The 26,225-nt window shown below is 63.6% G+C and carries 28 protein-coding genes; 11 read left to right on the top strand and 17 right to left on the bottom strand.

Annotation, left to right across the window (positions count from 1 at the left end):
- Nucleotides 1-37 precede the first annotated feature (37 nt).
- Together ACQK2M_RS03780 and typA are read right to left on the bottom strand one after the other, a co-directional pair.
- Nucleotides 38-679: a CatA-like O-acetyltransferase gene (locus ACQK2M_RS03780; RefSeq protein ID WP_425416692.1), complete on the bottom strand. Its 642-nt coding sequence runs from the start codon at nucleotides 677-679 to the stop codon at nucleotides 38-40.
- On the bottom strand, nucleotides 679-2,499 hold the full coding sequence (typA, locus tag ACQK2M_RS03775) for a translational GTPase TypA (RefSeq protein WP_425416691.1): 1,821 nt from the start codon (nucleotides 2,497-2,499) through the stop codon (nucleotides 679-681). The genes ACQK2M_RS03780 and typA overlap by 1 nt, the downstream gene beginning before the upstream one ends.
- Before the next feature lie 170 nt (nucleotides 2,500-2,669).
- On the opposite strand from typA, the gene ACQK2M_RS03770 reads away from it, so the two are divergent.
- On the top strand, nucleotides 2,670-2,915 hold the full coding sequence (locus ACQK2M_RS03770) for a hypothetical protein (protein WP_223477491.1): 246 nt from the start codon (nucleotides 2,670-2,672) through the stop codon (nucleotides 2,913-2,915).
- 6 nt (nucleotides 2,916-2,921) lie between these two features.
- Here ACQK2M_RS03770 and ACQK2M_RS03765 read toward each other — a convergent pair whose 3' ends face one another.
- Nucleotides 2,922-4,010 carry a site-2 protease family protein gene (locus ACQK2M_RS03765; RefSeq protein WP_425416690.1) on the bottom strand — a complete coding sequence of 363 codons (1,089 nt, stop codon included), beginning with the start codon at nucleotides 4,008-4,010 and terminating at the stop codon, nucleotides 2,922-2,924.
- 114 nt (nucleotides 4,011-4,124) lie between these two features.
- Here ACQK2M_RS03765 and gnd point away from each other — a divergent pair, with 114 nt between their 5' ends.
- Nucleotides 4,125-5,108: a phosphogluconate dehydrogenase (NAD(+)-dependent, decarboxylating) gene (gene gnd / locus ACQK2M_RS03760; RefSeq protein ID WP_425416689.1), complete on the top strand. Its 984-nt coding sequence runs from the start codon at nucleotides 4,125-4,127 to the stop codon at nucleotides 5,106-5,108.
- A gap of 1 nt (nucleotide 5,109) precedes the next feature.
- Here gnd and ACQK2M_RS03755 read toward each other — a convergent pair whose 3' ends face one another.
- From ACQK2M_RS03755 to ACQK2M_RS03740, 4 genes are all read right to left on the bottom strand, one after another.
- Nucleotides 5,110-5,652 (bottom strand): MATE family efflux transporter, encoded by a 543-nt coding sequence (locus ACQK2M_RS03755; RefSeq protein WP_425416688.1) that lies wholly within the window; start codon nucleotides 5,650-5,652, stop codon nucleotides 5,110-5,112.
- Nucleotides 5,649-6,506, bottom strand: coding sequence for an MATE family efflux transporter (locus ACQK2M_RS03750; protein ID WP_425416687.1), 858 nt, complete (start codon nucleotides 6,504-6,506; stop codon nucleotides 5,649-5,651). The genes ACQK2M_RS03755 and ACQK2M_RS03750 overlap by 4 nt, the downstream gene beginning before the upstream one ends.
- Nucleotides 6,507-6,721: 215 nt before the next feature.
- Nucleotides 6,722-8,758, bottom strand: coding sequence for a M3 family metallopeptidase (locus ACQK2M_RS03745; RefSeq protein WP_425416686.1), 2,037 nt, complete (start codon nucleotides 8,756-8,758; stop codon nucleotides 6,722-6,724).
- A gap of 83 nt (nucleotides 8,759-8,841) precedes the next feature.
- Nucleotides 8,842-10,227 carry a TAXI family TRAP transporter solute-binding subunit gene (locus ACQK2M_RS03740; protein ID WP_425416685.1) on the bottom strand — a complete coding sequence of 462 codons (1,386 nt, stop codon included), beginning with the start codon at nucleotides 10,225-10,227 and terminating at the stop codon, nucleotides 8,842-8,844.
- A gap of 151 nt (nucleotides 10,228-10,378) precedes the next feature.
- Between ACQK2M_RS03740 and ACQK2M_RS03735 the strand changes: the two genes are divergently transcribed.
- Together ACQK2M_RS03735 and ACQK2M_RS03730 are read left to right on the top strand one after the other, a co-directional pair.
- The gene (locus ACQK2M_RS03735) at nucleotides 10,379-10,846 is read left to right on the top strand and encodes a MarR family winged helix-turn-helix transcriptional regulator (protein ID WP_425416684.1); all 468 of its coding nucleotides are present in this window, start codon (nucleotides 10,379-10,381) and stop codon (nucleotides 10,844-10,846) included.
- Nucleotides 10,843-12,090 (top strand): multidrug effflux MFS transporter, encoded by a 1,248-nt coding sequence (locus ACQK2M_RS03730; RefSeq protein WP_425416683.1) that lies wholly within the window; start codon nucleotides 10,843-10,845, stop codon nucleotides 12,088-12,090. Before ACQK2M_RS03735 ends, ACQK2M_RS03730 begins: the two co-directional genes overlap by 4 nt.
- A 9-nt stretch (nucleotides 12,091-12,099) precedes the next feature.
- Here ACQK2M_RS03730 and ACQK2M_RS03725 read toward each other — a convergent pair whose 3' ends face one another.
- Together ACQK2M_RS03725 and ACQK2M_RS03720 are read right to left on the bottom strand one after the other, a co-directional pair.
- On the bottom strand, nucleotides 12,100-13,326 hold the full coding sequence (locus tag ACQK2M_RS03725; protein WP_425416682.1) for an argininosuccinate synthase: 1,227 nt from the start codon (nucleotides 13,324-13,326) through the stop codon (nucleotides 12,100-12,102).
- 86 nt (nucleotides 13,327-13,412) lie between these two features.
- Nucleotides 13,413-14,162 carry a phosphatase PAP2 family protein gene (locus ACQK2M_RS03720; protein ID WP_425416681.1) on the bottom strand — a complete coding sequence of 250 codons (750 nt, stop codon included), beginning with the start codon at nucleotides 14,160-14,162 and terminating at the stop codon, nucleotides 13,413-13,415.
- Nucleotides 14,163-14,251: 89 nt separating this feature from the next.
- Here ACQK2M_RS03720 and ACQK2M_RS03715 point away from each other — a divergent pair, with 89 nt between their 5' ends.
- Entirely contained in the window at nucleotides 14,252-14,896 is a 645-nt protein-coding gene (locus tag ACQK2M_RS03715; protein WP_425416680.1) for a LysE family translocator, read from the top strand.
- Between the two features lie 2 nt (nucleotides 14,897-14,898).
- Here the strand turns inward: ACQK2M_RS03715 and rlmN are convergent, their stop codons facing one another.
- The gene (gene rlmN, locus ACQK2M_RS03710) at nucleotides 14,899-16,134 is read right to left on the bottom strand and encodes a 23S rRNA (adenine(2503)-C(2))-methyltransferase RlmN (protein WP_425416679.1); all 1,236 of its coding nucleotides are present in this window, start codon (nucleotides 16,132-16,134) and stop codon (nucleotides 14,899-14,901) included.
- 123 nt (nucleotides 16,135-16,257) lie between these two features.
- Nucleotides 16,258-16,779, bottom strand: a complete 522-nt coding sequence (locus ACQK2M_RS03705; RefSeq protein ID WP_425416678.1) for an invasion associated locus B family protein — start codon at nucleotides 16,777-16,779, stop codon at nucleotides 16,258-16,260.
- A gap of 303 nt (nucleotides 16,780-17,082) precedes the next feature.
- Between ACQK2M_RS03705 and ACQK2M_RS03700 the strand changes: the two genes are divergently transcribed.
- The gene (locus tag ACQK2M_RS03700; RefSeq protein WP_223477504.1) at nucleotides 17,083-17,658 is read left to right on the top strand and encodes a sigma-70 family RNA polymerase sigma factor; all 576 of its coding nucleotides are present in this window, start codon (nucleotides 17,083-17,085) and stop codon (nucleotides 17,656-17,658) included.
- 8 nt (nucleotides 17,659-17,666) lie between these two features.
- On the opposite strand, the gene ACQK2M_RS03695 is transcribed toward ACQK2M_RS03700, so the two are convergent.
- The 3 genes from ACQK2M_RS03695 to ACQK2M_RS03685 are packed head-to-tail and all read right to left on the bottom strand — an operon-like array spanning nucleotide 17,667 to nucleotide 18,985.
- Nucleotides 17,667-18,251: an endonuclease V gene (locus ACQK2M_RS03695; RefSeq protein WP_425416677.1), complete on the bottom strand. Its 585-nt coding sequence runs from the start codon at nucleotides 18,249-18,251 to the stop codon at nucleotides 17,667-17,669.
- Complete coding sequence (locus ACQK2M_RS03690; protein ID WP_223477707.1) at nucleotides 18,226-18,639, bottom strand: YkvA family protein; 414 nt, start codon at nucleotides 18,637-18,639, stop codon at nucleotides 18,226-18,228. The genes ACQK2M_RS03695 and ACQK2M_RS03690 overlap by 26 nt, the downstream gene beginning before the upstream one ends.
- A gap of 52 nt (nucleotides 18,640-18,691) precedes the next feature.
- Complete coding sequence (locus ACQK2M_RS03685; protein WP_425416676.1) at nucleotides 18,692-18,985, bottom strand: 4a-hydroxytetrahydrobiopterin dehydratase; 294 nt, start codon at nucleotides 18,983-18,985, stop codon at nucleotides 18,692-18,694.
- Between the two features lie 30 nt (nucleotides 18,986-19,015).
- On the opposite strand from ACQK2M_RS03685, the gene ACQK2M_RS03680 reads away from it, so the two are divergent.
- Nucleotides 19,016-19,513: a low molecular weight protein-tyrosine-phosphatase gene (locus ACQK2M_RS03680; RefSeq protein WP_425416675.1), complete on the top strand. Its 498-nt coding sequence runs from the start codon at nucleotides 19,016-19,018 to the stop codon at nucleotides 19,511-19,513.
- Here ACQK2M_RS03680 and thpR read toward each other — a convergent pair.
- Both thpR and ACQK2M_RS03670 read right to left on the bottom strand, forming a co-directional pair.
- A complete protein-coding gene (gene thpR / locus ACQK2M_RS03675) occupies nucleotides 19,438-20,031 on the bottom strand; it encodes an RNA 2',3'-cyclic phosphodiesterase (RefSeq protein WP_223477508.1) in 594 nt (197 codons plus the stop codon). The genes ACQK2M_RS03680 and thpR overlap by 76 nt on opposite strands.
- Before the next feature lie 124 nt (nucleotides 20,032-20,155).
- On the bottom strand, nucleotides 20,156-20,788 hold the full coding sequence (locus ACQK2M_RS03670) for an arylesterase (protein ID WP_425416674.1): 633 nt from the start codon (nucleotides 20,786-20,788) through the stop codon (nucleotides 20,156-20,158).
- Nucleotides 20,789-20,842: 54 nt separating this feature from the next.
- On the opposite strand from ACQK2M_RS03670, the gene ACQK2M_RS03665 reads away from it, so the two are divergent.
- The 4 genes from ACQK2M_RS03665 (at nucleotide 20,843) to ACQK2M_RS03650 (ending at nucleotide 25,785) form a co-directional block, all read left to right on the top strand.
- The gene (locus tag ACQK2M_RS03665) at nucleotides 20,843-21,541 is read left to right on the top strand and encodes an ABC transporter ATP-binding protein (RefSeq protein WP_425416673.1); all 699 of its coding nucleotides are present in this window, start codon (nucleotides 20,843-20,845) and stop codon (nucleotides 21,539-21,541) included.
- 5 nt (nucleotides 21,542-21,546) lie between these two features.
- Nucleotides 21,547-24,099, top strand: coding sequence for an ABC transporter permease (locus tag ACQK2M_RS03660; protein WP_425419977.1), 2,553 nt, complete (start codon nucleotides 21,547-21,549; stop codon nucleotides 24,097-24,099).
- Nucleotides 24,100-24,320: 221 nt separating this feature from the next.
- A complete protein-coding gene (locus ACQK2M_RS03655; protein WP_223477511.1) occupies nucleotides 24,321-25,097 on the top strand; it encodes a Bax inhibitor-1/YccA family protein in 777 nt (258 codons plus the stop codon).
- A 109-nt stretch (nucleotides 25,098-25,206) separates the two neighbouring features.
- Nucleotides 25,207-25,785, top strand: coding sequence for an N-acetyltransferase family protein (locus ACQK2M_RS03650; protein WP_425416672.1), 579 nt, complete (start codon nucleotides 25,207-25,209; stop codon nucleotides 25,783-25,785).
- 6 nt (nucleotides 25,786-25,791) lie between these two features.
- Here the strand turns inward: ACQK2M_RS03650 and ACQK2M_RS03645 are convergent, their stop codons facing one another.
- The gene (locus ACQK2M_RS03645) at nucleotides 25,792-26,205 is read right to left on the bottom strand and encodes a DUF2794 domain-containing protein (RefSeq protein WP_223477513.1); all 414 of its coding nucleotides are present in this window, start codon (nucleotides 26,203-26,205) and stop codon (nucleotides 25,792-25,794) included.
- Nucleotides 26,206-26,225 lie beyond the last annotated feature (20 nt).

Raw genomic sequence — 26,225 nt, 5'->3', positions numbered from 1 at the left:
TTCTGCTCAGTAGGCCCGGCGCCCGCTCCGTGCAAGCTCAGCCCGGTTCGATAGCATCCAACGCGGCCTGCAACGCCTCGTAGAAAAGTCCGAGGTGCCGCCCGTCGACGAGCGCATGGTGAACCTCGATCGTCACGGCGACGGAGTGGCGGCCGTTGCCGTCATCGGTGAACCGCCCCCATGACACTCGCGGAATGCACTCGTCGGGACCGGGCATCGCATTGTTGAGACCGGTGAAGTCCATCCAGGGCAGGCAGGACAGATAGGCGACGTCGTCGCGAAAGCCTTCATTCGCGCCGAGCCCGTCCCGCTCGGCCGCCTCCGCGATTTCGCGGGCGCAAAGCGGGTCGAACACCGCCCAGGCGGGATCGAACCCGACATAGCCATAGCCGAAACTGCCATCGGCCCGCGGTACGGTCATCGAGAGATCGACACGGTCGTGCTCGACGACGACGTCACCGCGAAACCGCATCCTGAGCGCCGGCACCGCGTGAATGCCGGCGCCGATCGCATAAATACAGGCGCGATAGGCCGAGACACCGGCCGGCTTCAGTTCCGTGACCAGACGCGTGACATCGGCGCGCGACGTGATCGCGTAATGCGGCCGCTCAAAGCCGCGGAAGAGCCGGAAGGTCTCCGCGCGCGGCCATGTCGCAAGGTCGATTACGTGTTCCGCCATCAGGCGGTGGCCTTCGCCTTTTCGAACCGCTTGCGGTCATTGGGGTCGAGGAACGCCTTGCGCAGACGGATGTTCTTCGGCGTCACCTCGACAAGCTCATCATCCTGAATCCAGGATAACGCCCGATCGAGCGTCATCTTGATCGGCGGGGTCAGCTTGACGGCCTCGTCCTTGCCGGCCGAGCGGATGTTGGTCAGCTGCTTGCCCTTGAGAACGTTGACCTCGAGATCGTTGTCGCGCGTGTGAATGCCGATGATCATGCCCTGATAGACCTTCGCGCCGGGATCGATGACCATCGGACCGCGATCTTCCAGGTTGAACATCGCATAGGCAACGGCCTCGCCGGCCTGGTTGGACAACAGGACACCGTTCACGCGGCCGCCGATCTCGCCCTTGTAGGGCTGATAACCATGGAACAGGCGGTTCATCACGGCGGTGCCGCGCGTATCCGTCAGAAGCTCGGACTGATAGCCGATCAGGCCGCGTGTCGGCGCATGGAAAACCAGCCGGACGCGGTCGCCGCCCGACGGGCGCAGCTCGACCATCTCCGCCTTGCGCTCCGACATCTTCTGCACCACGACGCCGGAATGTTCGTCATCCACGTCGATCACGACTTCCTCGATCGGCTCCATCAGCGTGCCGCTCTCGTCCTTGTGCATCACGACGCGGGGTCGCGAGACGGCGAGTTCGAAGCCTTCGCGGCGCATTGTCTCGATCAACACGGCAAGCTGCAATTCGCCGCGGCCGGAGACGTAGAAGGAATCCTTTGAATCGGCTTCCTCGATCTTCAGCGCGACATTGCCCTCGGCTTCCTTGAGCAGCCGGTCGCGGATGACGCGGCTGGTCACCTTGTCGCCCTCGGTACCGGCAAGCGGGGAATCGTTGACCAGGAAGCTCATCGTCACGGTCGGCGGGTCGATCGGCTGGGCCGTCAACGGCTCGGTGACCGACGGATCGCAGAATGTGTCGGCGACGGTGCCCTTCGACAGGCCCGCAATGGCGACGATATCGCCCGCATGCGCCTCTTCGACCGGCTGGCGCTCCAGCCCGCGAAAGGCGAGAATTTTCGAGATGCGGCCGTTTTCGACGAGCTTTCCATCGGCATTGAGAACCTTGACCGTCTGGTTCGGCTTGATGGAGCCGGATTCGATGCGGCCCGTGATGATGCGGCCGAGGAAGGGGTTCGCTTCCAGGATCGTTCCGATCATCCGGAACGGGCCGGCTTCCACCTTCGGCTCCGGCACGTGCTCGACGACGAGGTCGAACAGCGGCGCGAGCGAGGCATCCGCCGGCTTCTCCGTCTCGGGCGCCATCCAGCCGTCGCGGCCGGACCCGTACAGGATCGGGAAATCGAGCTGCTCGTCGGTCGCGTCAAGCGCGGCGAACAGGTCGAACACCTCGTTAATCACCTCGTCGGCGCGCGCGTCGGACCGGTCGATCTTGTTCACGGCGACGATCGGACGAAGTCCGACCTTCAGCGCCTTGCCGACGACGAACTTGGTCTGCGGCATCGGACCCTCGGCGGCATCGACCAGCACGATCGCGCCGTCCACCATCGAGAGGATGCGCTCGACCTCGCCGCCGAAATCGGCGTGTCCGGGCGTGTCGACGATGTTGATGCGCGTGCCCTTCCATTCCACCGAGGTCGCCTTGGCGAGAATGGTAATGCCGCGCTCCTTCTCGATATCGCCGGAATCCATCGCGCGTTCCTGCACGCGCTCGTTGTCGCGGTAGACGCCCGACTGTTTGAGAAGTTCGTCGACGAGCGTTGTCTTGCCATGATCGACATGCGCGATGATCGCGATGTTGCGTAGTGCCATTGTGTGTATCCGGAAATCGAGGGCCGAGCCAAACGCCCGGCATTGTCGTTGCCGCGCTCATACAGGCTTTTTCGCAAATGCGAAAGACCATTGAAAATTAGCGGCGGCGGAACCTGTTTCCTAACGAAGCATTAACGCAATAAGCGCAATCTGCGTTCCAAGGAGAACGAATGATGGCCCTTCACATCCTGCCCGCAGCCGCTCTGGCATCCGCCCTGACGATTTTCGGCGGCGTGGTCGCGCCCGGCCCGGACGATACGCCAACCGAGGCGGAGCTGGCCTATGCCGATGCGCCTTACGGTGTCGATGCGATGGTGACCGGCCCGACGAGCAAGTCTTTCAGGCAGCAGCAAAGGGTCAACGGATGCGACGCGGCCAAATGGCCCGATATCCCGCTCGCCTGCTTTCCCGAATAGGCCGCGCTAGCGGCGCGCGGCTTCGCCGACCATCATCAACTCGCCGATATTTTCCGTCGTGACATAGCCGGCCAGCCGGCCTTCGCGGTCGGTCACTCCGACGGCCGGAACATCGGCGCCCGGCGATTGCAGAAGCTTGAAGGCCGCGTCCAGCATCGCGGTGTCCGGCACCAGCGGAATTTCGCGCGCCATCACCTCGTGAACCGGATAGCTCCGGTCGTGCTGCTGCAGCGCGGCAACCATGGCCGAACGCGTCAGCACGCCGCGCAGATTGCCGCCGCCATCGATGACCGGAAATTCGTGCTGCGTCGTCCTCAACAGCGCATCCGCGGCATCCCCCAGCGTGGATGCCGATCCAAGCGCCTCGTATTTCGTGATCATGCCCCTGCGAACCGGAACCCGCGCCGCCATCGCCTGGAATGACGTCGCCTGCGATTCACCCGTCGCGGCGATGTAGACGAAGATCGCGACGAAGATCAGCAGCACGTTTCCGGACAGGAGACCGAGAAAACCGAAGATGAAGGAGGCGACCTGCCCGACCGTCGCGGCGATCTCGGTCGCCCGCACCCGCGAGAAGCGCATGGCCAGCAGCGCCCGCAGCACCCGTCCGCCATCCATCGGGAATGCCGGGATCAGGTTGAACAGCACGAGAATGACATTGACCGTCGCCAGCCGCGCCAGGAAACCCGGTTCCGGATTGTCGATATTCGATATGGCCGCGAGATTGGGAAAGGCCCCCAGGATCACGATCAGAACGGCGGCGATGACGACATTGACCAGGGGCCCGGCAATGGCGACGACGATCTCCTCGCGCGGATCCTCCGGCATCCTCTCCAGCTGCGCGATACCGCCGATCGGCAGGAGCGTGATGCGCGGCGTCTTGATGCCATAGCGCCGCGCGGCGACGGCATGACCAAGCTCGTGCAGCACGACGCAGGCGAACACCGCGATGATAAACGCCACGCCCTCGGTGGCCGCCGCCCCGCCGCCCTGCTGGAACGAGGCGATCCCGATCCACAGCAGCAAAAGGAAAAAGGTCAGGTGGATGCGGATCTCGCTGCCCGCGACCTTCGCGACCGGAAACGACCATTGCATGACATCAACTCCGAAACCGCCGCGCGAAGGGTGAAATCTCCCTGGCGCGGCTGACAAGGTGACTGTTTTCTACTTAAGTGGTCCTCAAGGGACAAATCAGCAAGGAACAGACGCATGCAGATCGGAATGATCGGGCTCGGCCGTATGGGCGGCAACATGGTGCGCAGGCTGCTGCGCGCCGGACACGAATGCATTGTCCACGACATCCACCCGGACAGCGTCGCGGCGCTGGTCGCCGAAGGCGCGACGGGCGCGGCCAGCCTCGAGGAATTCACAGCCTTGCTGAAACCGCCGCGCGCCGCCTGGATCATGCTGCCGGCGGCAATCGTCGGCGAGACGGTCGAACAACTGGCGGCCCTGATGCAGGCGGACGACGTCATCATCGACGGCGGCAATTCCCGCTACACCGACGCGGTCGATATTGCGGCACGGCTGACGCCAAAAGGCATGCACTTCGTCGATGTCGGCACCAGCGGCGGCGTCTGGGGGCTGGAACGCGGCTATTGCCTGATGATTGGCGGCAACGAAAAGGCCGTCGCCCGCCTCGATCCTGTTTTCGCGGCCCTTGCGCCGGGCGGCGACGGCGCTACGCCCGCCGAGCGGGGTTATCTGCATTGCGGCCCGGCCGGCGCCGGCCATTTCGTCAAAATGGTCCACAACGGCATCGAATACGGCATGATGGCGGCCTATGCGGAAGGCATGAACCTCCTGAAGGCCGCCAATACCGGGTCGCAGGACCACGAGGTGGATGCCGAGACGACGCCACTCGACCACCCCGAATATTACCGCTTCGACCTCGACGTCCCGAAAATCGCCGAGGTGTGGCGCCACGGCAGCGTCATCTCGTCCTGGCTGCTGGACCTCACGGCCGATGCGCTGAAGGACGACCCGGCGCTCGAAACGTTCAGTGGCCATGTTTCTGATTCCGGCGAAGGCCGATGGACGCTGGACGCCGCCATCGACACCGCCGTCCCCATGCCGGTCCTCTCCGCAGCCCTGTTCCAGCGCTTTTCCTCGCGCGGCCAGTCCGACTTCGCGGACCGGACGCTCTCGGCCATGCGCCTCGCCTTTGGCGGGCATCTGGAGAAGAAATCCTGACTCACGCCCGATCGGCGGCCGGCCCGAGCCCGAAGCCCGTTCCCGCCCGGCTGCCTTTCAACCCGTCAAACGCAATCAGCCCCGCTATCAGCGCGACCGCCGCATCGCCGGCGGGAAACGCGAACCACAGCGCCTGCGTCCCCCATGTCGCTGTCAATGCGAATATCAGGACGGGGACCAGCAAATATGGCCGCACCAGCGTCAGCAACGCGGTACGGCGCGGCCGGCCGGCGGCCTGGAAGTAGAGCGCGAGCACCAGCACGGGGCCGGAAAAGAGATAGAACGACACCATCGGGCGCAGGATGGCCCCGGTCCTCGCGACGACCGCGTCGGAGCCGACGAACAGCGCGCCGATATGCTCGCTCAGACCGATGAACAGCAGTTCCAGCCCAAGGCAGTAGGCGAATGAAACCATGACCGCGAGGCGCAGCGCCGCATCCGAGCGTCGGAAGAGCCCTGCCCCGACATTGTTGCCGACGATGGCCTGCATCGCCAGCGAGATCGCCATCAGCGGCATGAAGGCGAAGCTGAGAATGCGCGTCACGATGCCATAGGCCGCAACGGTATCGGAGTAACCCTCCCCGCGGTCAAACGCAGCGTCGCGATCACCGTTGCTGAAACCAGCGCGATGCCGATGAAGCTCAGGCTGAGCGGCGCGCCGAGCGACAGCATCTCGCGCCATTGTCCGGTCCAGCGATATTTAAGAAGCGACGAGAGCGGAAGGAAATCGTCGTCGCGCAGCCGGATGCCGACCAGCAGCACAAGCCCGAGCGACTGCGCGAGCACGGTTCCCCATGCCGAACCGGCGACGCCAAAGTCCAGCATGACGATCAGAACGTAGTTGAGCGCGATATTGGCGAGCGTTACGCCGACCGACATCGCCGCCATCAGCCCTGCCCGGCCCTCGTTGCGCCATGCATCCGCATGAACCCCGAGCAGGAATTGCACCGGCGTCGCGAAAATCATGATCGACAGATAGGTGTAAGCCATGCCGGCGACATTGGGTTCGCCGCCCGAGAGCCGGTCGACCGCGACGCGCCCGCCGAGTGCGAAGGTCACGATCAGCAGCAGGGAGACGAAGAGCGACAGACCGTGCGCGTGAGCAAAGACCGCCGCCGCGCCGTCGCGAGAGGCGGCGCCAAGGCGTCGCGCCAGCAGGCTCGACATGCCGCCGCTGACGAGCGTCGAGAGCGCTATGGTTATCATCACCGCCGGAAAGACGATGCTGACGGCGGTCAGCGCGTCCGCGCCGACGAAATGGCCGAGAAAGGCCGCATCGACGACATTCAGCAGGCCGCTAATGGTCATGATCAGCAGCATCGGCAGCGCGTTGGCGGCAAAAAGCCGCCCGGTCGGCGCGGTCAGGAACCGGTTTTCGGACGAGAATTCAGTCGGCATGGCACACTCCCCGCAAGAGGCGTTTCGCGCATGATGGGAGCCTGCATTACCCACCTTCGAAACGCTTCGAGGGTCAGTGGCTACGACTGGCGGGACTTCACCGTGACTTTCGTCCGCAGGCGGCGGGCGCCCGAGGCCCTCGCCGTCCTATAGCTGCGGTTCACGAAAAGGAGAAGCCGGGAACCCGATAATTTTCGGATGCGCCGACCGGCGGGTCAGATCAGCCCGCGCCCCTTCAGCATCGCGTCCGGTGTCGGCAGGCGACCGCGGAACGCCGTGTAGGCGTCCTCCGGATCGACCGTGCCGCCGGATGAATAGATGTGGGTCTTCAGCTTTTCGGCGATCTCGGCGTTGAACGGATCGCCGGTCTCCTCGAAGGCCGCGAAAGCGTCGGCGTCCATCACTTCCGACCACATGTAGGAATAATAGCCCGCGGCATAGCCGTCGCCGGCGAAGATGTGCTGGAAATGCGGTGAGCGGTGCCGCATCGCGATGGCATCGGGGATGCTGATGTCGGCGAGCACCTTCGCCTCGAAGTCGAGCGGCTTTTCCGGCGCGTCGGGCCGCGCATGATAGGCCATATCGACCAGCGCGGAAGCGGTGTATTCCACCGTCTCGAAGCCGGCATTGAAGGTCTGCGCTGCTAGCACCTTGTCCAGCAGCTCCTTCGGCATCGGTTCTCCGGTTTCGGAGTGCAGCGCGTAGGTGTTCAGCACTTCGGGCACGGTCAGCCAGTGCTCGTAGAGCTGCGACGGCAGTTCCACGAAGTCGCGCGAAACAGACGTACCGGAGACCGACGGGTAGGTCACGTCGGACAGCATGCCGTGCAGCGCATGGCCGAATTCGTGAAACAGCGTGCGTGCGTCGTCGAATGAGAGGAATGCCGGCTTGCCCTTGGGCGGCTTGGCGAAATTCATCGTGTTGAGAATGATCGGCGTCTCGCCGAGGAGTTTCGACTGCGACTGCAGCCCGCTCATCCACGCGCCCGAGCGCTTCGAGGGCCGCGCAAAATAATCGCCGATGAACAGCGCCCGGTGCGATCCGTCCGGGTTCTTCGCCCACCACAGCCGCGCATCCGGATGATAAAGCGGCACATCCGGAATTTCCTCGAAGGTGATGCCGAAAAGCCGGGTCGCCACGGCGAAGGCGGCCTCGATCATCTTGTCGAGCCGCATATAGGGCTTCACCTCGTCATCGGAGAAATCGAAGCGCTGCTGGCGGATCTTTTCCGCATAATGGCGCCAATCCCATTTCGCCGGCTGGTAGTTGTGTCCTTCCGCAACGATCAGCTCGGCGATATCGCCGGCTTCCTCGTTCGCCCGCGCGACCGCTTTTTCCCAGACGGTGTCGAGCAACTGGCCGACATTGTCCGGCGTCTTCGCCATCGTGTCGTCGAGCTTGTAGGCGGCATAGGTCGCATAGCCGAGCAGCGCCGCCTGTTCCTGGCGCAGCTTCAGCGTTTCGGCAATAACCTCGCCATTGTCGGTCTCACCGCCATTTTCGCCGCGAGCCAGCCAAGCCTTGTAGACCGTTTCGCGCAGGTCGCGACGCGAAGACCACGTCAGGAAGGGGTCGGCGATGGAACGCGACAGGGAGACCGCATGCTTCCCGGGATGGCCGCGCTCCTCGGCGACCGAGGCAAGCGCATCGACCAGCCACCCCGGCAGGCCGGCGAGATCGTCTTCGCTTTCGAGCAGAAGCATCCAGTCGGATTCGTCCTTGAGCACGTTCTGGCCGAACTGCGTGCCGAGCGTCGCCAACCGCTCGGTGATGGCCGCGTAACGGGTCCGGTCATCGCCGGCCAGCGCCGCGCCCGAACGCACGAAGCCCTTCCAGCGCCGTTCGAGCACGCGCATCTGCTCGGTCGAGAGCCCGAGTTCGTCGCGCATCTGCCAGAGCGCATCGACCCGCTCGAAGAGCGGACCGTTCATGGCGATCTCGGTACGATGGCGGGCATAAAGTGGCGAAACGGTCAGCTCGGTGGCGCGGATCGTGTCATTGGTGTGCGACCCGGCACGGTTGAAGAAGATGGCAGACACTCTCGAGAGGGCCTCGCCCGCTTTCTCCAGCGCCTCGATCGTGTTTTCGAAACTCGGTTCGGACGGGTCGGCGGCGATCGCCGCGATCTCGCCGAGATGCGCCGCGAAGGCGTCGCGGATCGCCGGTTCGAAATCCTCGTCCCTGATCGCCGTAAAATCGGGCAAGCCATAAGGTCCGGTCCAGTCGGTCAGGGCGGCGGAAGAGGCGGTCATGGCGGGTCCTTCGAGTGATGACGTGTCGCCTATCAGCTAGGCGGTGCGGCCCGTCTTGCCAAGGTCAGAAGGGGCCGCAACCGTCAATGGCGTGTTGCCGGGCGTCGCGTTCTCGACAATTCGACCATTCGGTCGTTGATCGTCTCGCGCACCGCGTCCCACAGGAGCGAGAAGGACTGGAAACCCTCGTCGGTGACCGCATCGGTATCGAGCGCGACCACGACGGTTTCCAACACGGCATTGAGTTCCTGCTTCAGCCGCCGCAGCTCGACCGGATCGGCGGCATCCTCGGCATGCTTCTGTATTTCCAGCAACTGGTAGTTATAGGTATCCGCCCGGTTCTTCTGGTTCGCGACGAAACGCGAACGTAACGCCAGCAACGCCGAGACGATCAGGGTCAACACGGTCACGAGAAGCGCCAGCGGTTCGGCGTTTTCCTGCAGGAACCCGGGCTGGTCGCGATTATAGAAGGATTGCGCGCCCTCATGCAGCGGCACGCTGAGCCCGGCATCCGTGTCGGGCGCGGCAATCGCCGACGCCAGCGCGAAGCGGATCGTCAGGTCGAGCCGATATTCGAACAGGATCCGCGTTACTTCACGGATCGCCTCCGCGCCCACTCCGGTCCGCGTGACGAGAATGCGGTCAACCGCCGCCGTCGGCGTATCGCGAGACGGCACCGGCGTCGCGCCCGTGAAGGCACCCTGCGGTATGGCGCCGGCTGTCAGGAACGGACGTTTCAGCGCAATCGCCTCCGCCTGTCCGACTGGGACATAGCGCAACGATATCGACTTCAGCTGCGCATCCTCGAACAGGCGGATCAGATCGAAATCGCGCAACGACCGGATCGTGAAGAGCGCATCCACATCGCCCGCGAGCAATCGCTGTGCCCCTTTTTCAAAAGGTTCGGCGCGCCAGTCGAACTGGTCGATCGGCAAGTCGTAATGATCGCCCAGCACCCAGAAGGACCGGAAGGCGTCGGTGCCGAATTGCGGGATGGACACCGAGCCCGACGCCAAGTCGGTCACCGCGCGGATCGCCGTATCGCCGCGCACGATGATCTGGAAAAGATCCGGAAACAGCCGTGCGATCACACGCACGTCCGAAACGACCGGCGTATCCGACCGGATCACAGCCAGATCCACATCGTGGGTGTTGAGACGCGCGATATTCTCCGAGGAATCGCGCGAGGCACGAATGTCGAGCCGCACCGTCTCGGAGTGCCGCGCCACGACGTCGGCCACCTCACGCATCAGATTGTAGGTGTCGGAGCCGAGCGGTCCGGTCGCGACGGCCAGCGTGACCGGTTCGCGCTCGCGTTCGATCCAGAACCATGTTCCGGCCACGGCCAGCACCACCGCAACAAGCGCCAGGAAAAACGAGAGACGGCGGACACGCACCGTGTACGACGCGGCATTCGGCACGACGCCTTCGGCCGCCACAGTCGCCCTGCCTGTCCCCTTCACCGCCACCGTTCGATCCCGTCCGACCCGCCTGTTTTCAAAGCTGTAGAGGGGCCCCGGAACGGGTGCAAGCGCCGACTGGCGCGAAATCGGCGCTTGACAGCGCGTCGCAATATACTAAGCCTGCCTTATTATCTTTCTTGCTTACGAAAGCCGCCCCTTGGTCGATCCGGATGCATTCGGCTTCATAGTGACCGACATCGCGCGCATGTCGCGCGCAATGCTGGAACGCCGCATCGCCGCCGCCAGCCTCGGCATCACGCCGGGCGAGGCCCGGACGCTGCTTCACATCGCCGCCCGGGAAGGCCGCCGGCAGACACAGATCGCCGAACGCATGGGCGTCGAGCCGATGACCGCGTGCAGCTATATCGACCGGCTCGAAAAACAGGGCCTTGTCGTGCGCGAAACCGATCCGGACGACCGGCGCGCAAAAAAGGTCCGGACAACCGACACGGCAAGGCAATTGATCGACGCCGTCGTCGAGCAGGCCGCCGGCATGCGTGAGCAGACGCTGGACGGGCTGGACCCGGCGGAACGCGAAACGCTGATGGCGGCGCTTCGCCGCGCCCGCTCCAACCTTGCCCGCCAACTCTCGACACCTCTTGACGACGACGAGGCGGGCCAATGACCGAGCCCGTCATGAGCGTGCGCCGGACCACGCTGATCGCCTCCGCCCTCGTCGCTCTCGGTCCGACATCGATGGCGCTCTACACCCCCGCCATGCCCGAACTTGTCAGGGCCTTCGACAGCACGCCGGGCGTGATCAAGGCCACGCTCACGGCCTATTTCGCCGGTTTCGCCTTCTCGCAGCTTTTCGCCGGCCCGATTGCCGACGCATTCGGCCGGCGGTCTTCGACCCTGGTATTCATTTCGATCTATATCCTCGGAAGCCTCGGAGCCGTCCTCGCGCCGTCGGTCGAGATCCTCATGGCCGCAAGGCTGGTCCAGGGCATCGGCGCGGCGATCGGCGTAACCGTATCGCGCGCGATCATACGCGATCTTTATCCCGGCGACCGTGGCGCGCGCATTCTCAATCTCGTCGGAATCATCCTGGCGATCGCGCCGGCCATGTCGCCCGCGATCGGCGGCGTCATGATCGGGTTGGCGGGATGGCACTCCGTCTTCGTGATGATGGCGATGTTCGGCTTCGCGATTGCGGCCATCGGGCTCTTTGCCCTGCGCGAAACGATCGTGCCCGACCTGTCACGCCTCCGGCCGCTCAGGATCGCGCGATCCTACGGTCAGTTGCTTTCCAATGCCGAGTTCATGACCGCATCCGTCGCAGTGGCCTGCGGCGTCGGGATTTTCTACGCGCTGGCGACGATCCTGCCATTTGTCCTGATCGACGTCGTCGGCCTGACGCCGACCCAGTTCGGCTTGTCCATGCTGTTCCAGTCCGGCGCCTTCATGACCGGGTCCGTGGCGTTCCGGCTGCTCATGCGCTGGATTACACCGCGTCAGGCGGTCCTGCCCGGCTTTATCATGATCCTGACGGGAAGCATTTCCCTGGCGATTGTTCCGAACCTTGTCGGACCGGCCCTGTTCACGATCATGGTTCCGGTCGCGATCTGCTCTTTCGGCGTGGCGATGATGATGCCGTACATGCTGATGGCCGGCATGCGCCCCTTTCCCCACATCGCCGGACAAGCCTCCGCCATGGTCGGTTTCTTCCAGATCGGGTCGGGTTTCACCGGTGGCGTGACCGGCACGTTGATCGGGGATCCCGTGCTGTCGATCACGGTCGTCATCCCGACAATGGGGATGACGAGTTTCTTCACCTATCTCCTGTTCTCCCGCGTCACCGCAAAGGCACGGCGCGAGGAAGACGAAACGCAGCGGATGCAGGACGAGATCACCGCGCCCGCTGCGTAGTGATGCGGCTCAGCCCTTGCGATTGCGCGCGGCGAGCGTGCGCAGGCGGAGCGCATTGAGACGGATGAAGCCGGCGGCGTCCTTCTGGTCGTAAGCGCCGTGATCGTCCTCGAACGTGACGAGTTCCTCCGAATAGAGCGACTTCGGCGACTTGCGGCCGGTGGTGATGACATTGCCCTTGTAGAGCTTCAGCCGCACCGTGCCCTCGACATCCTTCTGGGAATGATCGATCGCGGCCTGCAGCATCTCGCGCTCGGGCGAGAACCAGAAGCCGTTATAGATCAACTCCGCGTAGCGCGGCATCAATTCGTCCTTCAGATGCATCGCGCCACGGTCGAGCGTGATCGATTCCATCGCCCGGTGGGCATGCAGGAGAATGGTGCCACCCGGCGTCTCGTAGACGCCGCGCGACTTCATGCCGACGAAGCGGTTCTCGACGAGATCGATACGGCCGATGCCGTTGTCGCGGCCGAGATCGTTCAGGGCGGCGAACAGGGTCGCCGGGCTCATCGCCTTGCCATTCAACGCCACGGCGTCGCCGTTCTTGAACTCGATCTCGATGTCGGTGGGCTGGTCGGGTGCGTCCATCGGCGAGACTGTACGCATGTGGACGTATTCCGGTGCCTCTTCCCAGGGATCCTCGAGCACCTTGCCCTCGGATGACGAGTGCAGCATGTTCGCGTCGACCGAGAACGGCGCCTCGCCATGCTTGTCCTTTGGCACCGGGATCTGGTGGTCCTGCGCGAAGTTGATCAAATCGGTACGCGACTTGAACGCCCAGTCGCGCCACGGCGCGATCACCTTGATGTCCGGGTTGAGCGCATAGGCCGACAATTCGAAGCGAACCTGGTCGTTGCCCTTGCCGGTCGCGCCATGCGCGATGGCGTCCGCGCCGGTTTCCTCGGCGATCTCGACGAGACGCTTGGAGATCAGCGGCCGCGCGATGGACGTGCCGAGCAGGTAGACGCCCTCATAGACGGTGTTGGCGCGGAACATCGGAAAGACGAAATCGCGGATGAACTCCTCGCGGACATCCTCGATGTAGATTTCCTTGATGCCGAGCATCTCGGCCTTCTTGCGTGCCGGCTCCAGCTCGTCGCCCTGGCCGAGATCGGCGGTGAAGGTCACCACCTCGGCGCCGAATTCGGTCTGCAGCCATTTCAGGATGATGGAGGTATCGAGCCCGCCGGAATAGGCGAGCACGACTTTCTTGACGTCTTTGTGTGCGGCACTCATGTCTGTTCTTGTCCAGTGATAACGGATCGGGGAAATCGCGCGCACCATATTGCGTTTGCGGCGTCGCGCAAGCGCTTTGCGCCCGATCAGGCCCTGCGGCGCTCGCGTGCTTCCGAAATGGCGGCCAGGATTGAGAAAATCGCCACCGTCATCAGGAAACCGAGCACGGCATCCGACAAGTAGTGCGCCCCGAATGCGACGCGCAGGCCGGCCATGAACACCGACACCGCGCCGACCACGATTGCAGCCCATCGGTGGCGATGCACCGCGAAAAGGAGCGCGATGCACATCAACCACCCGGCCGCGGCCGCCTCGCCGGATACGAAGGAGCAGTTCGCGCTACAGTAATCGGTGATACTGCCCGCTTCGACGAAAGGCAGCGTTCCGCCGAAATCCTCCGTCACCCTTGGCCGGGGCCGGCCCCAATAGGCTTTCAGAACGCCGTTGACGATCAGACCCGGCCCGAGGATCAGGGTGGCGAGAAGCACCACCTTCATGCGAATACCGGGATTGCGCCACCGCCGGCCCTTCCGGATATCGACCGCAACGACGATCAGCATGACGATCCCGAGAATCGCCGCCAACGGATGCAGTATCTCCCGGATCAAACCGAAAAATCCGGATTCGGAGTAGAGGAATCCCCCGCAACTCCGGCCGTTGGGTGCCACGCTCGCCGCACAGGCTTCCGCGTCGAAGAACCAACCCGCAACCGCCAGGTCGATCTCCGGTGCCAACCGGAAGCGCAACAGCAGCAGCAGCCAGGATGCCGCAAGGACAGTGGCGACAAGCGGGTCGGCCAGTCGTCCGAACGGATTGTCGGATTTCGGGGCAGTCAAGATGTCGGGGCCTCTGTTGGGTTGACGTTCCCTGTGGCATGGTGCGTTTCGACCTTCAAGAGCGATCCGCCGAGGACTTCAGACGCGCAATGCCCGCCTTCATGCCCGACTGGCCGACCCTGGCCGCCTTCTCGGTCGCCGCGATCGTCCTGGCGATCACGCCGGGCCCCGACATGACGCTGTTCCTGTCGCGCACGCTGAGCCAGGGCCGCGCGGCGGGCTTTGCCTGCATGTTCGGCGCCTATGCGGGGATTGTCGTGCACACCGCGATGGTCGCGCTCGGCCTGTCGGCGCTGATCGTCGCCGCGCCGGCCGCCTTTGCCGCGCTGAAGGTTATCGGCGCCGGATATCTCGTCTGGCTGGCAACCGATGCCATCCGCAGGGGATCGTCTCTGACCATGAAGACGGAACGCCGTCAGGCGCCGCATGTCGGCGCGAGCTTCCTGACCGGTGTCGGAATCAACCTGCTCAACCCGAAGATCATCCTGTTCTTCATGACGTTCCTGCCGCAATTCGTCGCGACGGGCGACCCGCATGCGACCGGCAAGTTCTTCTTCCTCGGCGCGATGTTCATCGTCATCGCGGTGCCGATCACCTCCGCGATGGTGCTGGCGGCGGGCTGGATGTCCGAAACGCTGAGGCGGAAACCTGTCGTCACGCGCGTGATCGACTGGCTGATGGCAAGCGTCTTCTCCGCCTTCGCGGTGAAGATCCTTTTCACGCAGGCGCGCTGAGATCAGTCGCCATGGCCGGCGATCATCATCGCCTCATAGGCCAGACGCTCGGTCTTCTTCATGCGCTCAGACGCGGATTTCAGCTGGCCGCAGGCAGCCAGGATGTCCTGTCCGCGCGGCGTGCGGATCGGTGAGGCATAGCCGTTGGCGTTGATGAAATCGGCGAATTTCTCGATCTCTTCCCAGTCGGAACATTCATAGGCCGAGCCCGGCCATTTGTTGAACGGGATCAGATTGATCTTCGCCGGGATGCCCTTGAGCAGCCGCACCAGGTCCTTCGCGTCGGCGAGGCTGTCATTGACGCCCTTCAGCATCACATATTCGAAGGTGATGCGGCGCGCATTCGACAGGCCGGGATAGGCCCGGCAGGCATCGAGCAGTTCCTTGAGCGGATACTTCTTGTTGATCGGCACCAATACGTCGCGCAGTTCGTCGTTTGTCGCATGCAGCGAGATCGCCAGCATGACGCCGGTCTCCTCGCCGATCTTGACGATCCCCGGCACAACGCCCGAGGTCGAGAGCGTGATGCGCCGTTTGGACAGCGACAGGCCGTCGCCATCGGCGAAAACGAGCAGCGCGTCGCGGACATTGTCGTAATTGTAGAGCGGCTCGCCCATGCCCATCATGACGATGTTGGAGACCTTGCGGCCTTCCGAGGGAACGATTGCGCCCTGCGGCGTGTCCCGGTCCGGAAAATCGCCAAGCCGGTCGCGCGCCAGCAGCACCTGGGAGACGATTTCCTCCGATGTCAGGTTGCGCACCAGCCGCTGCGTGCCGGTATGGCAGAAGGTGCAGGTCAGCGTGCAGCCGACCTGGCTCGAGACGCACAGCGTGCCGCGCCCCTCTTCGGGAATGTAGACCGTTTCGACCTCGACGGGCCGACCGGCACCGCGTGGCGGGAAGCGCAGCAGCCACTTGCGCGTGCCGTCATTGGAAATCTGCTCCTCGACGATTTCCGGCCGCGCGATGGAGAACCGTTCCCTGAGCAGCGCACGAAGATCTTTCGAGACGTTGGTCATGTCGTCGAAGTCGGAGACGCCGCGCACATAGAGCCAGTGCCACATCTGCTGTACGCGCATGCGCGCCTGCCGCTCCGGCACGCCCGCGTCCTTCAGGGCCTCCGCCAGCTGCGGACGCGTCAAGCCGATCAGCGTCGGCTTTTCGGCCGGCGCTGCGGAAGCCCGCGCGCCATGCAGGTCGCGCGCAGCCTTTTCGGTCAGGTCGATAGAAACGCCCATGGTCAATCCGTCATGTCTCAAGAAGCGCGCGCAATAACACACTCCGCACGCCGCGTCACGCCACCGCAAACGGCGAAAGCCGGGTCATGCCCGGCATCCATCCGCAAAGGATGACAAAAACCGTCAGTTGCAGTCTTGAATGGCGTTGAGCGATGCGGTCACGCCGGACAGTGAATAATCGTAGCTCGTATTCGTACCGCGTGCGGATGTCGCCGTCACGGTCATCTTCGAGCCCGCCTTCATCGCGGCAACCAGCGCCGGCTCCTGTGCGGCATTCTCCGCCCAAGCCGATTTTTCCTTCGTGAAGAAGGTGAAACTCTGATCGCCGATCGTCACGGTCACCTTGGAGGCGTCCTGCAGACTGTAGTCCGCCATGAACTGCGGCTCATAGGAGACGTTCTGATTCGTCCTCTGGGTGACGATGAAGAAATTGGTGCCGTGATTGACGCCGCTTGGCTTCTCGGATCCGGGGATCGGAACGGAGAGCGTGTAGCAGACTTTCGAGCCGCCGGAATTGTAGCTGAAAGCGCTCCAGTCGTTGTAATCGCCGATTCGTGTCGGCGTTTGCGCCCAGGCGCCGGCTGCGCTCGCCGCAACCATTCCAGCCGCCATCAATCCCGCAATAGCTTTCGTGTGGATGAACATATTCCCTACCGGTTCGTATCGGTCACGCATGAAACTTGAGGATTTGGCCAGCCCAATCTGGATGAAGCAGGGTTACCAAACTGTGAACGAAACGCAAATGAGTTTATCGATTTCCGTCACAACGTCCTCGGCCTCGCGACACGTTGTCCCAACGCACGAGAAATGTGCCCTGAAAGAGGCAACAGTTTGACTTTGTTTCCCAAAGCGGATGACAGGAGCGACGTCACGGAACTATCATCGTCCCGGGGCAAAATCCCCTTTGACCATGTCCGATAAGAGAGGTCCCGGCATACCGGCAACCGCATGACGAACGCGCAGCATCAGCATTTCGCATCGCTCGCCCGCGCAATTGCGGAGACCCGGGACCAGTCGGCATTCGCCGAGCTGTTCGACTATTTCGCGCCGCGCATCAATGCCTATTTGCGCCGCCTGTCGCTCGATTCCGGGCAGGCCGAGGAAATCACCCAGGAGGTGATGATGGTGCTGTGGCACAAGGCGACCCTGTTCGATCCGGCGAAATCCTCTCTCGGCACATGGCTGTTCCGCATTGCACGCAATCGCAGGATCGATCTCGTGCGCCGAGACCGGTCGGACCTGCTCGATCCCGACGATCCGGTATTCCGCCCCGAGGAACCCGAGCCTGCCGACGCGATGCTCGACGCGGAGAGACGCGACGAGCGGGTGCGCGCGGCGCTGGACGAACTGCCGGCCGAGCAGCTCGAACTGGTCCGCAAGGCATTCTATCTCGGCATGTCGCACAGCGAATTGTCCGAGGAGACCGGGCTGCCGCTCGGAACGGTGAAATCGCGCATTCGGCTGGCCTTCGGACGCCTGCGCAAAACGATATCGGCAGACGAACTGATCGACATCGATCCGTAAACCCGGATCTATGCCGGATCGGCGGCCTTCGCCAAGGCATCGGCAAGCGCTTCGCGCGCCAATTTGTCGGCAAGCTTGCACATGGCCGGGATACGGTACGGGCCGTGCAGGGATCGGACGATCCGCGCCGCGTCACCGCTCTCCATGCCGGCAGCCGTTACATGCAGCGGGCGCGTGCTTTGCCCGCGCAAGACGGGCGACGACCAGTCGTCGCCACGAAACGGGGTCTTGGCCGCGCCGATGATTAGAACACGCCCGCCAAGCGCCGCATGCAGGTGCGCACCGAGACCGGCACGGCCGTCGGCGCCGAGATGCACATAACCGTCGATGATGATCAGATCCGGCGCATCCGACCCGTCGAGCAGGGCAAGCAATACCGGCAGTTCGCGCTTGTAGAACTCACCGGCACGATAATCCGCGGCCTCATGCGCCAAGACGATCAGCCGCGTGGCGAGAGGTGCAGCCGACGCGACATCATCGATAAGGACGCATGCGCCGGCTGCGAAGCCGTTTCCATAGGCCGCGTCGAGAATGGCGATCGTCTGGTTTTCGGAAGTGTTTGCGTCGTTAGAGGTCGATTGTCGGCTTGTCATCGTCCGCCGGCGTATCGATGTCGTGATCGGCGAGCGCATGGCGGGCCGCGAGGCGATGTGCATCAGTGATGCTGCCGCGAACCGCGCCGATCGCGGCCATCAGCACGGCGACGTCGTCGCCGAAACCGATCGACAGGATGAAATCGGGAATGATGTCGATCGGCAGGATGAAATAGGCGAGCGCCGCCAGCAGCGTGCCGCGCACCTTGGCCGGCGTTTTCGGGTCGAGCGCGCAGAAATAGGCCGCGACGACCTCATCCATGTAGGGAACGCGCCGCGCCGCTTTCTTCGCGGTGGCCCAGAATCGTTCGCGCACGCGTTTCTCGCGCCGGCCCTGCTCCTCCTCGGAGCCCGGTTCCAGGATCTCGCCGATCCGTGCCTCGTCCATGCCGTTGCCGGTTCCAGTCATGGCTACAATGTGGGATTTTCCGCCCGATGCTTCAAGCGGCGGCCTTGTTCATCGCCTCGGCGAGGGAAAGATCGAGCTCGGTCACGCCGCCCGAATCATGCGTCGTCAGCGTGACTTCGACCCGGTTGTAGACATTGAACCACTCCGGATGGTGGTTCATCTTCTCTGCGACCATCGCCATCTCGCTCATGAAGGCGAATGCCTTGCGAAAATTCGCAAATTTGAACTTGCGGTGAATGGCGTTGCCGTCCTCGCTCGCGGTCCAGCCTTCGAGCTTTTCCAGCCCGGCGGCAATTGCATCGGCATCCAGTTTGGGTTTTGACATGGCGGCTTCCTTCTCTGCTTCGGGTTACACATGACGCACGAAAACCGAAAGTCGATCCTCTTCGTCTGCCTCGGCAATATATGCCGCTCGCCTCTGGCGGAAGCCGTCTTTCGCGACATTGTCGAAACCGCCGGCGCGGCCCGCCGCTTCGAAATAGATTCGGCGGGAACGGGCGCATGGCATGTCGGCAATCCGCCCGATCCGCGTTCTGTCGAAGTCGGCCGGCGTCACGGCATCGACCTCTCCCGGCTGCGCGCCCGAAAGGTGGTGGGTTCCGATTTCGACCGTTTCGACCTCATCCTCGGGATGGATCGGTCGAATGTGGCGAACCTGACGGCGATGGCGCCCGCCTCGAGCCGCGCCCGGATCGCCGAATTCCATGATTTTTCCACAGGCACGCCGCGCGACGTGCCAGACCCCTATTACGGAGGCGATGACGGGTTCGAGGAAGTCTACCGGATGATCCGCGCTGCCGCGGGTTCGCTGTTCGAGAAGCTTGGCGCCGACATGCGCGGGGTCAGCGGATAGCTTTCCTCGACGATGTAGGGACCGCCGCCAACCGATTCCTTCGACGACATCAGCACGAAACGGCCGACCGTGAACGGCGGCACGAAGAAGTTGCCCCGGCTGGAAAGATAGCGCGCAATGACCTCCGGCGGCGTATTGCGCAGCCTGGCAATGGTGACATGCGGCGTGAATTTGCGAGGGTCGGCCGGCAGGCGCAAACGCTGGCAGATACGTTCGATTTCGGCCTGCAGCTCGATGACGTCGGGCGAGGCCGTGGGTGTCGCGAACAGTGCCCTCGGCTTCTTTCCGCCGAAGACACCCAACCCGGACAGGCCGAGCTTGAACTCGTAGCGCCGCACCCTGTCCAGCGCATGGGCGACCTCGTCGGCCATGTGGTGCTCGACATCGCCGATGAAGCGCAGCGTCAGATGGTAATTCTCGGTATCGATCCAGCGGGCGCCCGGGAGACCGCCTCGCAACAGTGAAAGGGACATCGCCGCAGTGTGCGGAATTTCAAGGGCGGCAAACAAACGCGGCATGGCGCTCTCCCTTCTCTGTCCGTGGCGTGACGGGCAAATCACCCTGTCCACACCTGAATCGAATCACGGACCGCCCGGCGGTGCAAGGCTAAAATTCCGGCGGCGTTTCGCCGCTCCACAGGCGTCAGCTTTCGCGGCCGGCGAGATAATCCTCCATGAGCGGAAGAAAACGCCCGACCATCTCCGTGACGCCGACCGCATTCGGGTGCATCCCGTCGGCGAGCAGCTTGTCTTCCTGCGCCGTCACGCCGTCGAGAAAAAACGGATAGAGCGTGACATCATGTTTTTCGGCGAGGTCGGGATAGATCGGGTTGAAGGCCGCGGCGTAATCGTCGCCCATATTCGGCGGCGCCAGCATGCCCGCAAGGATGACATCGATGCCCCGCGCCTTCAGCCCGGAGATCATCGCGTCGAGATTTTCCCGCGTGAGGTCCGGGGAGACGCCGCGCAGCGCGTCGTTCGCGCCGAGTTCCAGGATCACGAAATCCGTATCGTCGGGCACCGACCAGTCGAGCCTCGCAAGCCCGCCGGACGTCGTGTCGCCGGAAACGCCGGCATTGGCGATCACGATATCGTGACCTTGTGCCTTGAGAGCGTCCTCGAGTTGCTCCGGAAACCCCTCGCCTGGGGCGAGTTGGTAGCCAGCCATAAGGCTGTCGCCAAATCCGACACCCTTGAGCGTGTCCGCGCTGGCACCCGAAACACAGCCGACCAACGCGCCCGCGAGGAGAAAAATGCGGATTAAAGATTTGAACATTGCGTGTCCGATACCATTTTCACCCAATCGCCGCACATATAGGACTGTTTTCCCGTGACAGAAGCGCTGATTTCCCTCACCGACGTGGATTTGCGGCTCGGGGGCGGTGTCAACGCCGTCCATGTGCTCAAATCCGTCGACCTCGAAATCGGCCGCGGCGAATCGGTTGGCGTGGTCGGGCCGTCAGGATCCGGCAAGACGACCCTTCTGATGGTCCTTTCGGGCCTCGAACGCCCGGATTCGGGAACCGTGACGGTCGCCGGCGCAACGTTCAACACGATGAACGAGGACGCCATCGCCGCCTTTCGCGGCCAGAATATCGGCATCGTCTTCCAGTCCTTCCATCTGATCCCCAACATGACCGCGCTGGAAAATGTCGCCGTGCCGCTCGAATTGGCCGGCGAGCGGGACGCCTTTGAAAAGGCGGAGGCCGAACTCGCCGCTGTCGGCCTGAAAGACCGGCTGACGCATTATCCGGGACAATTGTCCGGCGGCGAACAGCAGCGCGTTGCCATCGCCCGCGCACTCGCACCCGATCCGAAAATCCTGATCGCCGACGAGCCGACCGGCAATCTCGACGGCGCGACCGGCCACCTGATTTCCGAATTGCTGTTCGCCAAGCAGCGTGAACGCGACATGACCTTCGTTCTCGTCACCCATGACCCCGAGCTTGCGGGACAGTGCGACCGCCAGCTTTCCGTCGATTCCGGGCAGGTCCGCGAACGCGGCGATTTCGACAAGGCGGCCGAATGAACCGGATGCCGCTTCGACGCAGCATTGCGCTCGCCTTCCGTTTCGCGCTGCGCGAACTGCGCGGAGGCCTGTCCGGTTTCTACATCTTCCTTGCCTGCATCGCGCTCGGCACGGCGGCGATCGGCGGCGTCAACGCGGTATCGCAATCGGTGACCAACGGGATCGAGCAGGAAGGCCAGGTCATCCTCGGCGGCGACTTGCGTTTCGAGCTGAACCACCGCACCGCCACGGACGACGAATACGCCTTCCTCGATTCTCTCGGCGACGTGGCCGTTCTGGCCGACATGCGCTCGATGGCGCGTCTCGAGGACCAGTCGGACCAGTCGCTGGTCGAGTTGAAGGCCATCGACCAGGCCTATCCGCTCTATGGCGAACTCGTCACGCGGCCGAACATGGCGCGAGACGTCCTGCTCGGCGAACGCGATGGCGTATATGGTGCCGCGACCCAGCAGATACTGCTCGACCGGCTCGGCCTCGAAACCGGCGACCGTGTCCGGCTCGGCAATGCGACATTCGAGTTGCGGGCGGTGATCGAAAGCGAGCCCGACGCCGTTTCCGACGGTTTCGCCTTCGCCCCGCGCCTTCTGGTCTCGCTCGACGGTCTCGACGCGTCGGGGCTCGTCCAGCCCGGCTCGCTCGTCGAATATGTCTACAAGATCCGCACCCCTGCCGGAACGACGACAGATGAATTGCGTGCCATCGAGGAACGCGCCAACACCGAATACCGCACGTCCGGCTGGTCGATCCGCAATCGCGGCAATGCCGCGCCATCCCTCACGGCCAATATCGAACGCTTCGCGCAGTTCCTCACCCTGGTCGGCCTCACCGCGATGGTGACGGGAGGTGTCGGCGTCGCCAATGCGGTGCGCGCCTTCCTCGATTCCAAGCGCAATGTGATCGCCACCTTCAAATGCCTCGGCGCGCCGGGCGGATTCGTGACGCTGGTCTATCTGATCCAGATCCTGGCCATCGCCGGGGTCGGCATCGCGATGGGCCTCGTCCTCGCATCGCTCATGCCGTGGGTCGCGGCTTGGGCGCTGGCGGATTTCGTTCCGCTCCCCGCAAGCCAAGGGCTCTATCCCGGTGCGTTGGCGCTGGCCACGGCCTTCGCGGTTATCACCACACTGGCCTTTGCGATCCTGCCGCTCGGCCGCGCCCGCGACATTCCCGCAACCGCGCTCTTCCGCGAACAGACCTTCGACGGCGAAACCAATCCGCGACCGGCCTACCTAGCCGCCGCGATCCTGCTGATCGCGCTTCTGGCGTGGCTCGCCGTCGAAACGTCGTTCAGCCGGAATATCGCGATGACCTTTCTTGCGGGGATCGCCTTTTCCTTCGGCGTGCTGCGGGCGGTTTCGATCGGTGTCCAGGCGTTGGCGAAACGTGCGCCGCGCGTGCATTCGACCTCGCTCCGCCTCGCCATCGGCAATATCCACCGCCCCGGCGCGCTGACACCGTCCGTCGTCCTGTCGCTCGGCCTGGGCCTGACGCTGCTGGTCAGCCTCGCGCTGATCGACGGCAATCTGCGCCGCCAGATCTCCGGAAACCTGCCCGAGCGCGCGCCGAACTTCTTCTTCGTCGACATCCAGAACGACATCATCTCGGATTTCTCGACGCTGCTGACGGACGAGGCCGGTTCGGAAGCCGTTCTCCAGCGCGTGCCGATGCTGCGCGGACGCATCGTGGAACTCAACGGACAGGACGTCGCCACGATGGAACTCCCGCCCGAAGGCGGCTGGGTTCTGCGCGGCGACCGCGGCATCACCTATTCGCCCGTCTTGCCGGAAAATTCCACGCTGGCCAAGGGCGACTGGTGGCCGGAGGACTATGCCGGCGAACCGCTGGTCTCCTTCTCCGCCGAGGAAGCCGGCGAGATTGGCGTCGGCATCGGCGATACGGTGACGATCAATGTGCTCGGCCGCAACATCACCGCCCGCATCGCCAATCTGCGCCAGGTCCAGTGGGAATCGCTCGCCATCAATTTCGTGATGGTCTTTTCGCCGAACACATTTGCCGGCGCGCCGCATGCCTGGCTCGCCACGCTCACCCTGCCCGATGCGGACACGGCGCGCGAAGCCCGGATCCTGCGCGACGTGACGCAGGCCTTTCCGGCCGTAACCTCTGTGCGCGTCAAGGATGCGATCGATCTCGTCAACCGGCTGATCGGCCAGCTTGCCACCGCAATCAGGGCGGCAGCCGCCGTGGCGTTGATTTCCTCGGTGCTCGTACTGGGCGGCGCGCTTGCCGCCGGAAACAGGGCGCGCGTTCACGATGCCGTCGTGCTGAAGATGCTCGGCGCGACCCGCAGAATGCTGATCGGGGCCTTCTCGCTGGAATATCTCATGCTCGGGGCGGCGACCGCGCTGTTTGCGCTCTTCGCGGGCGGGGTTGCCGCATGGTTCGTGATCACGCAGATCATGAACCTGCCCTGGCAATTGCTGCCGGGTGTCGCCGCCGGGACGCTGGTTACCGCGCTCGTGCTGACGGTCGGATTCGGGCTCGCGGGCACTTGGCGCATCCTCGGACAGAAGGCCGCCCCGGTTTTGCGCAATTTGTAGGAATTCCGGCAATCATTCCTTAACCATGCCGTACGGCAGCCCTCCGGGCGGCGAAATGACGAATATGTGCGGCACCTTTTCGCGCATGCGCGGTCTTGTCTGCGCCGCATTGGCACATCATATTACCCACAGGCATGCTGGAGTCCCGCCAGCGGCGCCGCGGTACGGCATGTTGACGCCGGCCGGACACCCGACGGGATTTGAGAAGCACAGAGGATAAAATGGCTGACCTTCGAAACATGAACGCGCGCGCCGGCCAGGCTCGAACTTACGACGCGAGTATCGATCAGGGCCTTCGTGCCTACATGATCCGCGTCTACAACCTGATGGCGCTCGGTCTCGCCATCACCGGTTTCGCCGCACTCGGAACCATGATGCTCGCGACCACGACAGATCCGTCCGCAGCTGTCGCACAGCTCGGAAACGGCAAGATGCTGACCAGCGTCGGCAGTGCACTCTACGGCTCGCCGCTGCGCTGGGTCGTGATGCTCGCCCCGCTCGGCATGGTGTTCTTCCTGAGCGCCCGCATCAACAAGATGAGCGTCTCGGGCGCGCAGATGGCCTTCTGGGTCTTTGCCGGCCTGATGGGGCTGTCGCTTTCGTCGATCTTCCTCGTTTACACGGCGGCAAGCATCGTCCAGACCTTCTTCATCACCGCGACGGCCTTCGGCGCACTTTCGCTCTACGGCTACACGACCAAGCGCGACCTGTCGGCGATGGGTTCGTTCCTGTTCATGGGCCTGATCGGCATCATCATCGCATCGCTGGTGAACCTGTTCCTGGCATCGTCCGCGCTGCAGTTCGCGATCTCCGTGATCGGCGTTCTGGTCTTCGCCGGCCTGACCGCCTACGACACGCAGCAGATCAAGGAGATGTATTACGAGGGTGACGGCGAAGCCGTTGCCGGCCGCAAGGCCATCATGGGTGCGCTGCGCCTCTATCTCGACTTCATCAACCTGTTCATGTTCCTGCTGCAGTTCCTCGGCAACCGCGAATAGGACAAGTCGGTATTCCGACCCAAAAAGGCGGCCTTCGGGCCGCCTTTTTCAATTGTGCGGCGCGCTGAAAACGGCTTCACTGGCGCGACAGCATCTCCAGGCCCGATTCATGCCCGCCCTTTCGATCCGCGACGCGCGCTCCTCCGACATTCCCGCCATCACCGCCATTTATCGCGACGCCGTCCTCAACGGCACCGCCAGCTTCGAACTCGACCCGCCGGACGAGGCGGAGATGGCGAAGCGACAAGAAGCGGTTCTGGCGGGCGGCTATCCCTATATCGTCGCGGAAACGGATGAAGGCGGCATTGCCGGCTACGCCTACGCCAACGCCTTCCGGACCCGGCCGGCCTATCGCTGGGCGGTGGAGAACTCGGTCTATATCGACCCCGCACTGCAGGGAAAGGGCGCCGGCCGCGCGCTCATGATCGCCCTGCTCGACCGTGCGGAATCACTCGGCTTCCGGCAGGTGATCGCGGTCATCGGCGGCTCCGCGCATGTCGCCTCGATCCGCCTGCATGAAAGCCTCGGCTTCGAGATGATCGGCACCTTCAAGGGATCCGGCTTCAAGTTCGGCCGCTGGCTCGATACGGTGCTGATGCAGAAAGCGCTCAATGGCGGCGACACGACAGCGCCCGACGAGAACGCCTATCCGGGAACGCTCTATCGTCCGCCCGCGAACGCGCGCTGACCAAGATCAGTTCGAGGCGACGATTCGCAGCGGCTTGTCGAAGACCTTGAGCACATTTGCGAGATCCTGGCCGCGCTTCATCACCATGCCCGAGGCCGAAACGATGCTGTAGGCGCCCTGTCTGCGCGCCAGTTTCGGGTTTTTCTCGATGCGGTAAAGCGGACTTTCCGACGCCCGCCGGAAGACCGAGAATACTGCCCGGTCCTTCAGGCTGTCGATGGCGTAGTCGCGCCATTCGCCGGCGCCCACCATCAGGCTGTAGATTCTCAGGATCTGGTCCAGTTCGCGGCGGTCGAAACGGACTGTTTCGAAGGCCTGCCGGCCTGTCGCGGCCGTCGGGAGGGGAACCACCTTTTCGCCCCGATCCGTGCTCTCCTCCCGTAGCCGGACCGCGCCCTTTGATATTTCGTCCTCGGACATTCCTTCTCCCGCTGGTTCGT

Source organism: Oricola indica (genome assembly GCF_965227485.1).
Lineage (GTDB): Bacteria > Pseudomonadota > Alphaproteobacteria > Rhizobiales > Rhizobiaceae > Oricola > Oricola indica.
Note: the sequence above shows the minus strand (reverse complement) of the source record. Positions and strands in the feature narration are given on the sequence as shown.

Excerpts from the sequence above, each read along its gene's own strand:
- ACQK2M_RS03780 (WP_425416692.1), bottom strand. The coding sequence starts at position 679 with ATGGCGGAACACGTAATCGACCTTGCGACATGGCCGCGCGCGGAGACC.
- typA (WP_425416691.1), bottom strand. The coding sequence starts at position 2,499 with ATGGCACTACGCAACATCGCGATCATCGCGCATGTCGATCATGGCAAG.
- ACQK2M_RS03770 (WP_223477491.1), top strand. The coding sequence starts at position 2,670 with ATGATGGCCCTTCACATCCTGCCCGCAGCCGCTCTGGCATCCGCCCTG.
- ACQK2M_RS03765 (WP_425416690.1), bottom strand. The coding sequence starts at position 4,010 with ATGCAATGGTCGTTTCCGGTCGCGAAGGTCGCGGGCAGCGAGATCCGC.
- gnd (WP_425416689.1), top strand. The coding sequence starts at position 4,125 with ATGCAGATCGGAATGATCGGGCTCGGCCGTATGGGCGGCAACATGGTG.
- ACQK2M_RS03750 (WP_425416687.1), bottom strand. The coding sequence starts at position 6,506 with ATGCCGACTGAATTCTCGTCCGAAAACCGGTTCCTGACCGCGCCGACC.
- ACQK2M_RS03745 (WP_425416686.1), bottom strand. The coding sequence starts at position 8,758 with ATGACCGCCTCTTCCGCCGCCCTGACCGACTGGACCGGACCTTATGGC.
- ACQK2M_RS03730 (WP_425416683.1), top strand. The coding sequence starts at position 10,843 with ATGACCGAGCCCGTCATGAGCGTGCGCCGGACCACGCTGATCGCCTCC.
- ACQK2M_RS03725 (WP_425416682.1), bottom strand. The coding sequence starts at position 13,326 with ATGAGTGCCGCACACAAAGACGTCAAGAAAGTCGTGCTCGCCTATTCC.
- ACQK2M_RS03715 (WP_425416680.1), top strand. The coding sequence starts at position 14,252 with ATGCCCGCCTTCATGCCCGACTGGCCGACCCTGGCCGCCTTCTCGGTC.
- rlmN (WP_425416679.1), bottom strand. The coding sequence starts at position 16,134 with ATGGGCGTTTCTATCGACCTGACCGAAAAGGCTGCGCGCGACCTGCAT.
- ACQK2M_RS03705 (WP_425416678.1), bottom strand. The coding sequence starts at position 16,779 with ATGTTCATCCACACGAAAGCTATTGCGGGATTGATGGCGGCTGGAATG.
- ACQK2M_RS03700 (WP_223477504.1), top strand. The coding sequence starts at position 17,083 with ATGACGAACGCGCAGCATCAGCATTTCGCATCGCTCGCCCGCGCAATT.
- ACQK2M_RS03695 (WP_425416677.1), bottom strand. The coding sequence starts at position 18,251 with ATGACAAGCCGACAATCGACCTCTAACGACGCAAACACTTCCGAAAAC.
- ACQK2M_RS03690 (WP_223477707.1), bottom strand. The coding sequence starts at position 18,639 with ATGGACGAGGCACGGATCGGCGAGATCCTGGAACCGGGCTCCGAGGAG.
- ACQK2M_RS03685 (WP_425416676.1), bottom strand. The coding sequence starts at position 18,985 with ATGTCAAAACCCAAACTGGATGCCGATGCAATTGCCGCCGGGCTGGAA.
- ACQK2M_RS03680 (WP_425416675.1), top strand. The coding sequence starts at position 19,016 with ATGACGCACGAAAACCGAAAGTCGATCCTCTTCGTCTGCCTCGGCAAT.
- thpR (WP_223477508.1), bottom strand. The coding sequence starts at position 20,031 with ATGCCGCGTTTGTTTGCCGCCCTTGAAATTCCGCACACTGCGGCGATG.
- ACQK2M_RS03670 (WP_425416674.1), bottom strand. The coding sequence starts at position 20,788 with ATGTTCAAATCTTTAATCCGCATTTTTCTCCTCGCGGGCGCGTTGGTC.
- ACQK2M_RS03660 (WP_425419977.1), top strand. The coding sequence starts at position 21,547 with ATGCCGCTTCGACGCAGCATTGCGCTCGCCTTCCGTTTCGCGCTGCGC.
- ACQK2M_RS03655 (WP_223477511.1), top strand. The coding sequence starts at position 24,321 with ATGGCTGACCTTCGAAACATGAACGCGCGCGCCGGCCAGGCTCGAACT.
- ACQK2M_RS03650 (WP_425416672.1), top strand. The coding sequence starts at position 25,207 with ATGCCCGCCCTTTCGATCCGCGACGCGCGCTCCTCCGACATTCCCGCC.
- ACQK2M_RS03645 (WP_223477513.1), bottom strand. The coding sequence starts at position 26,205 with ATGTCCGAGGACGAAATATCAAAGGGCGCGGTCCGGCTACGGGAGGAG.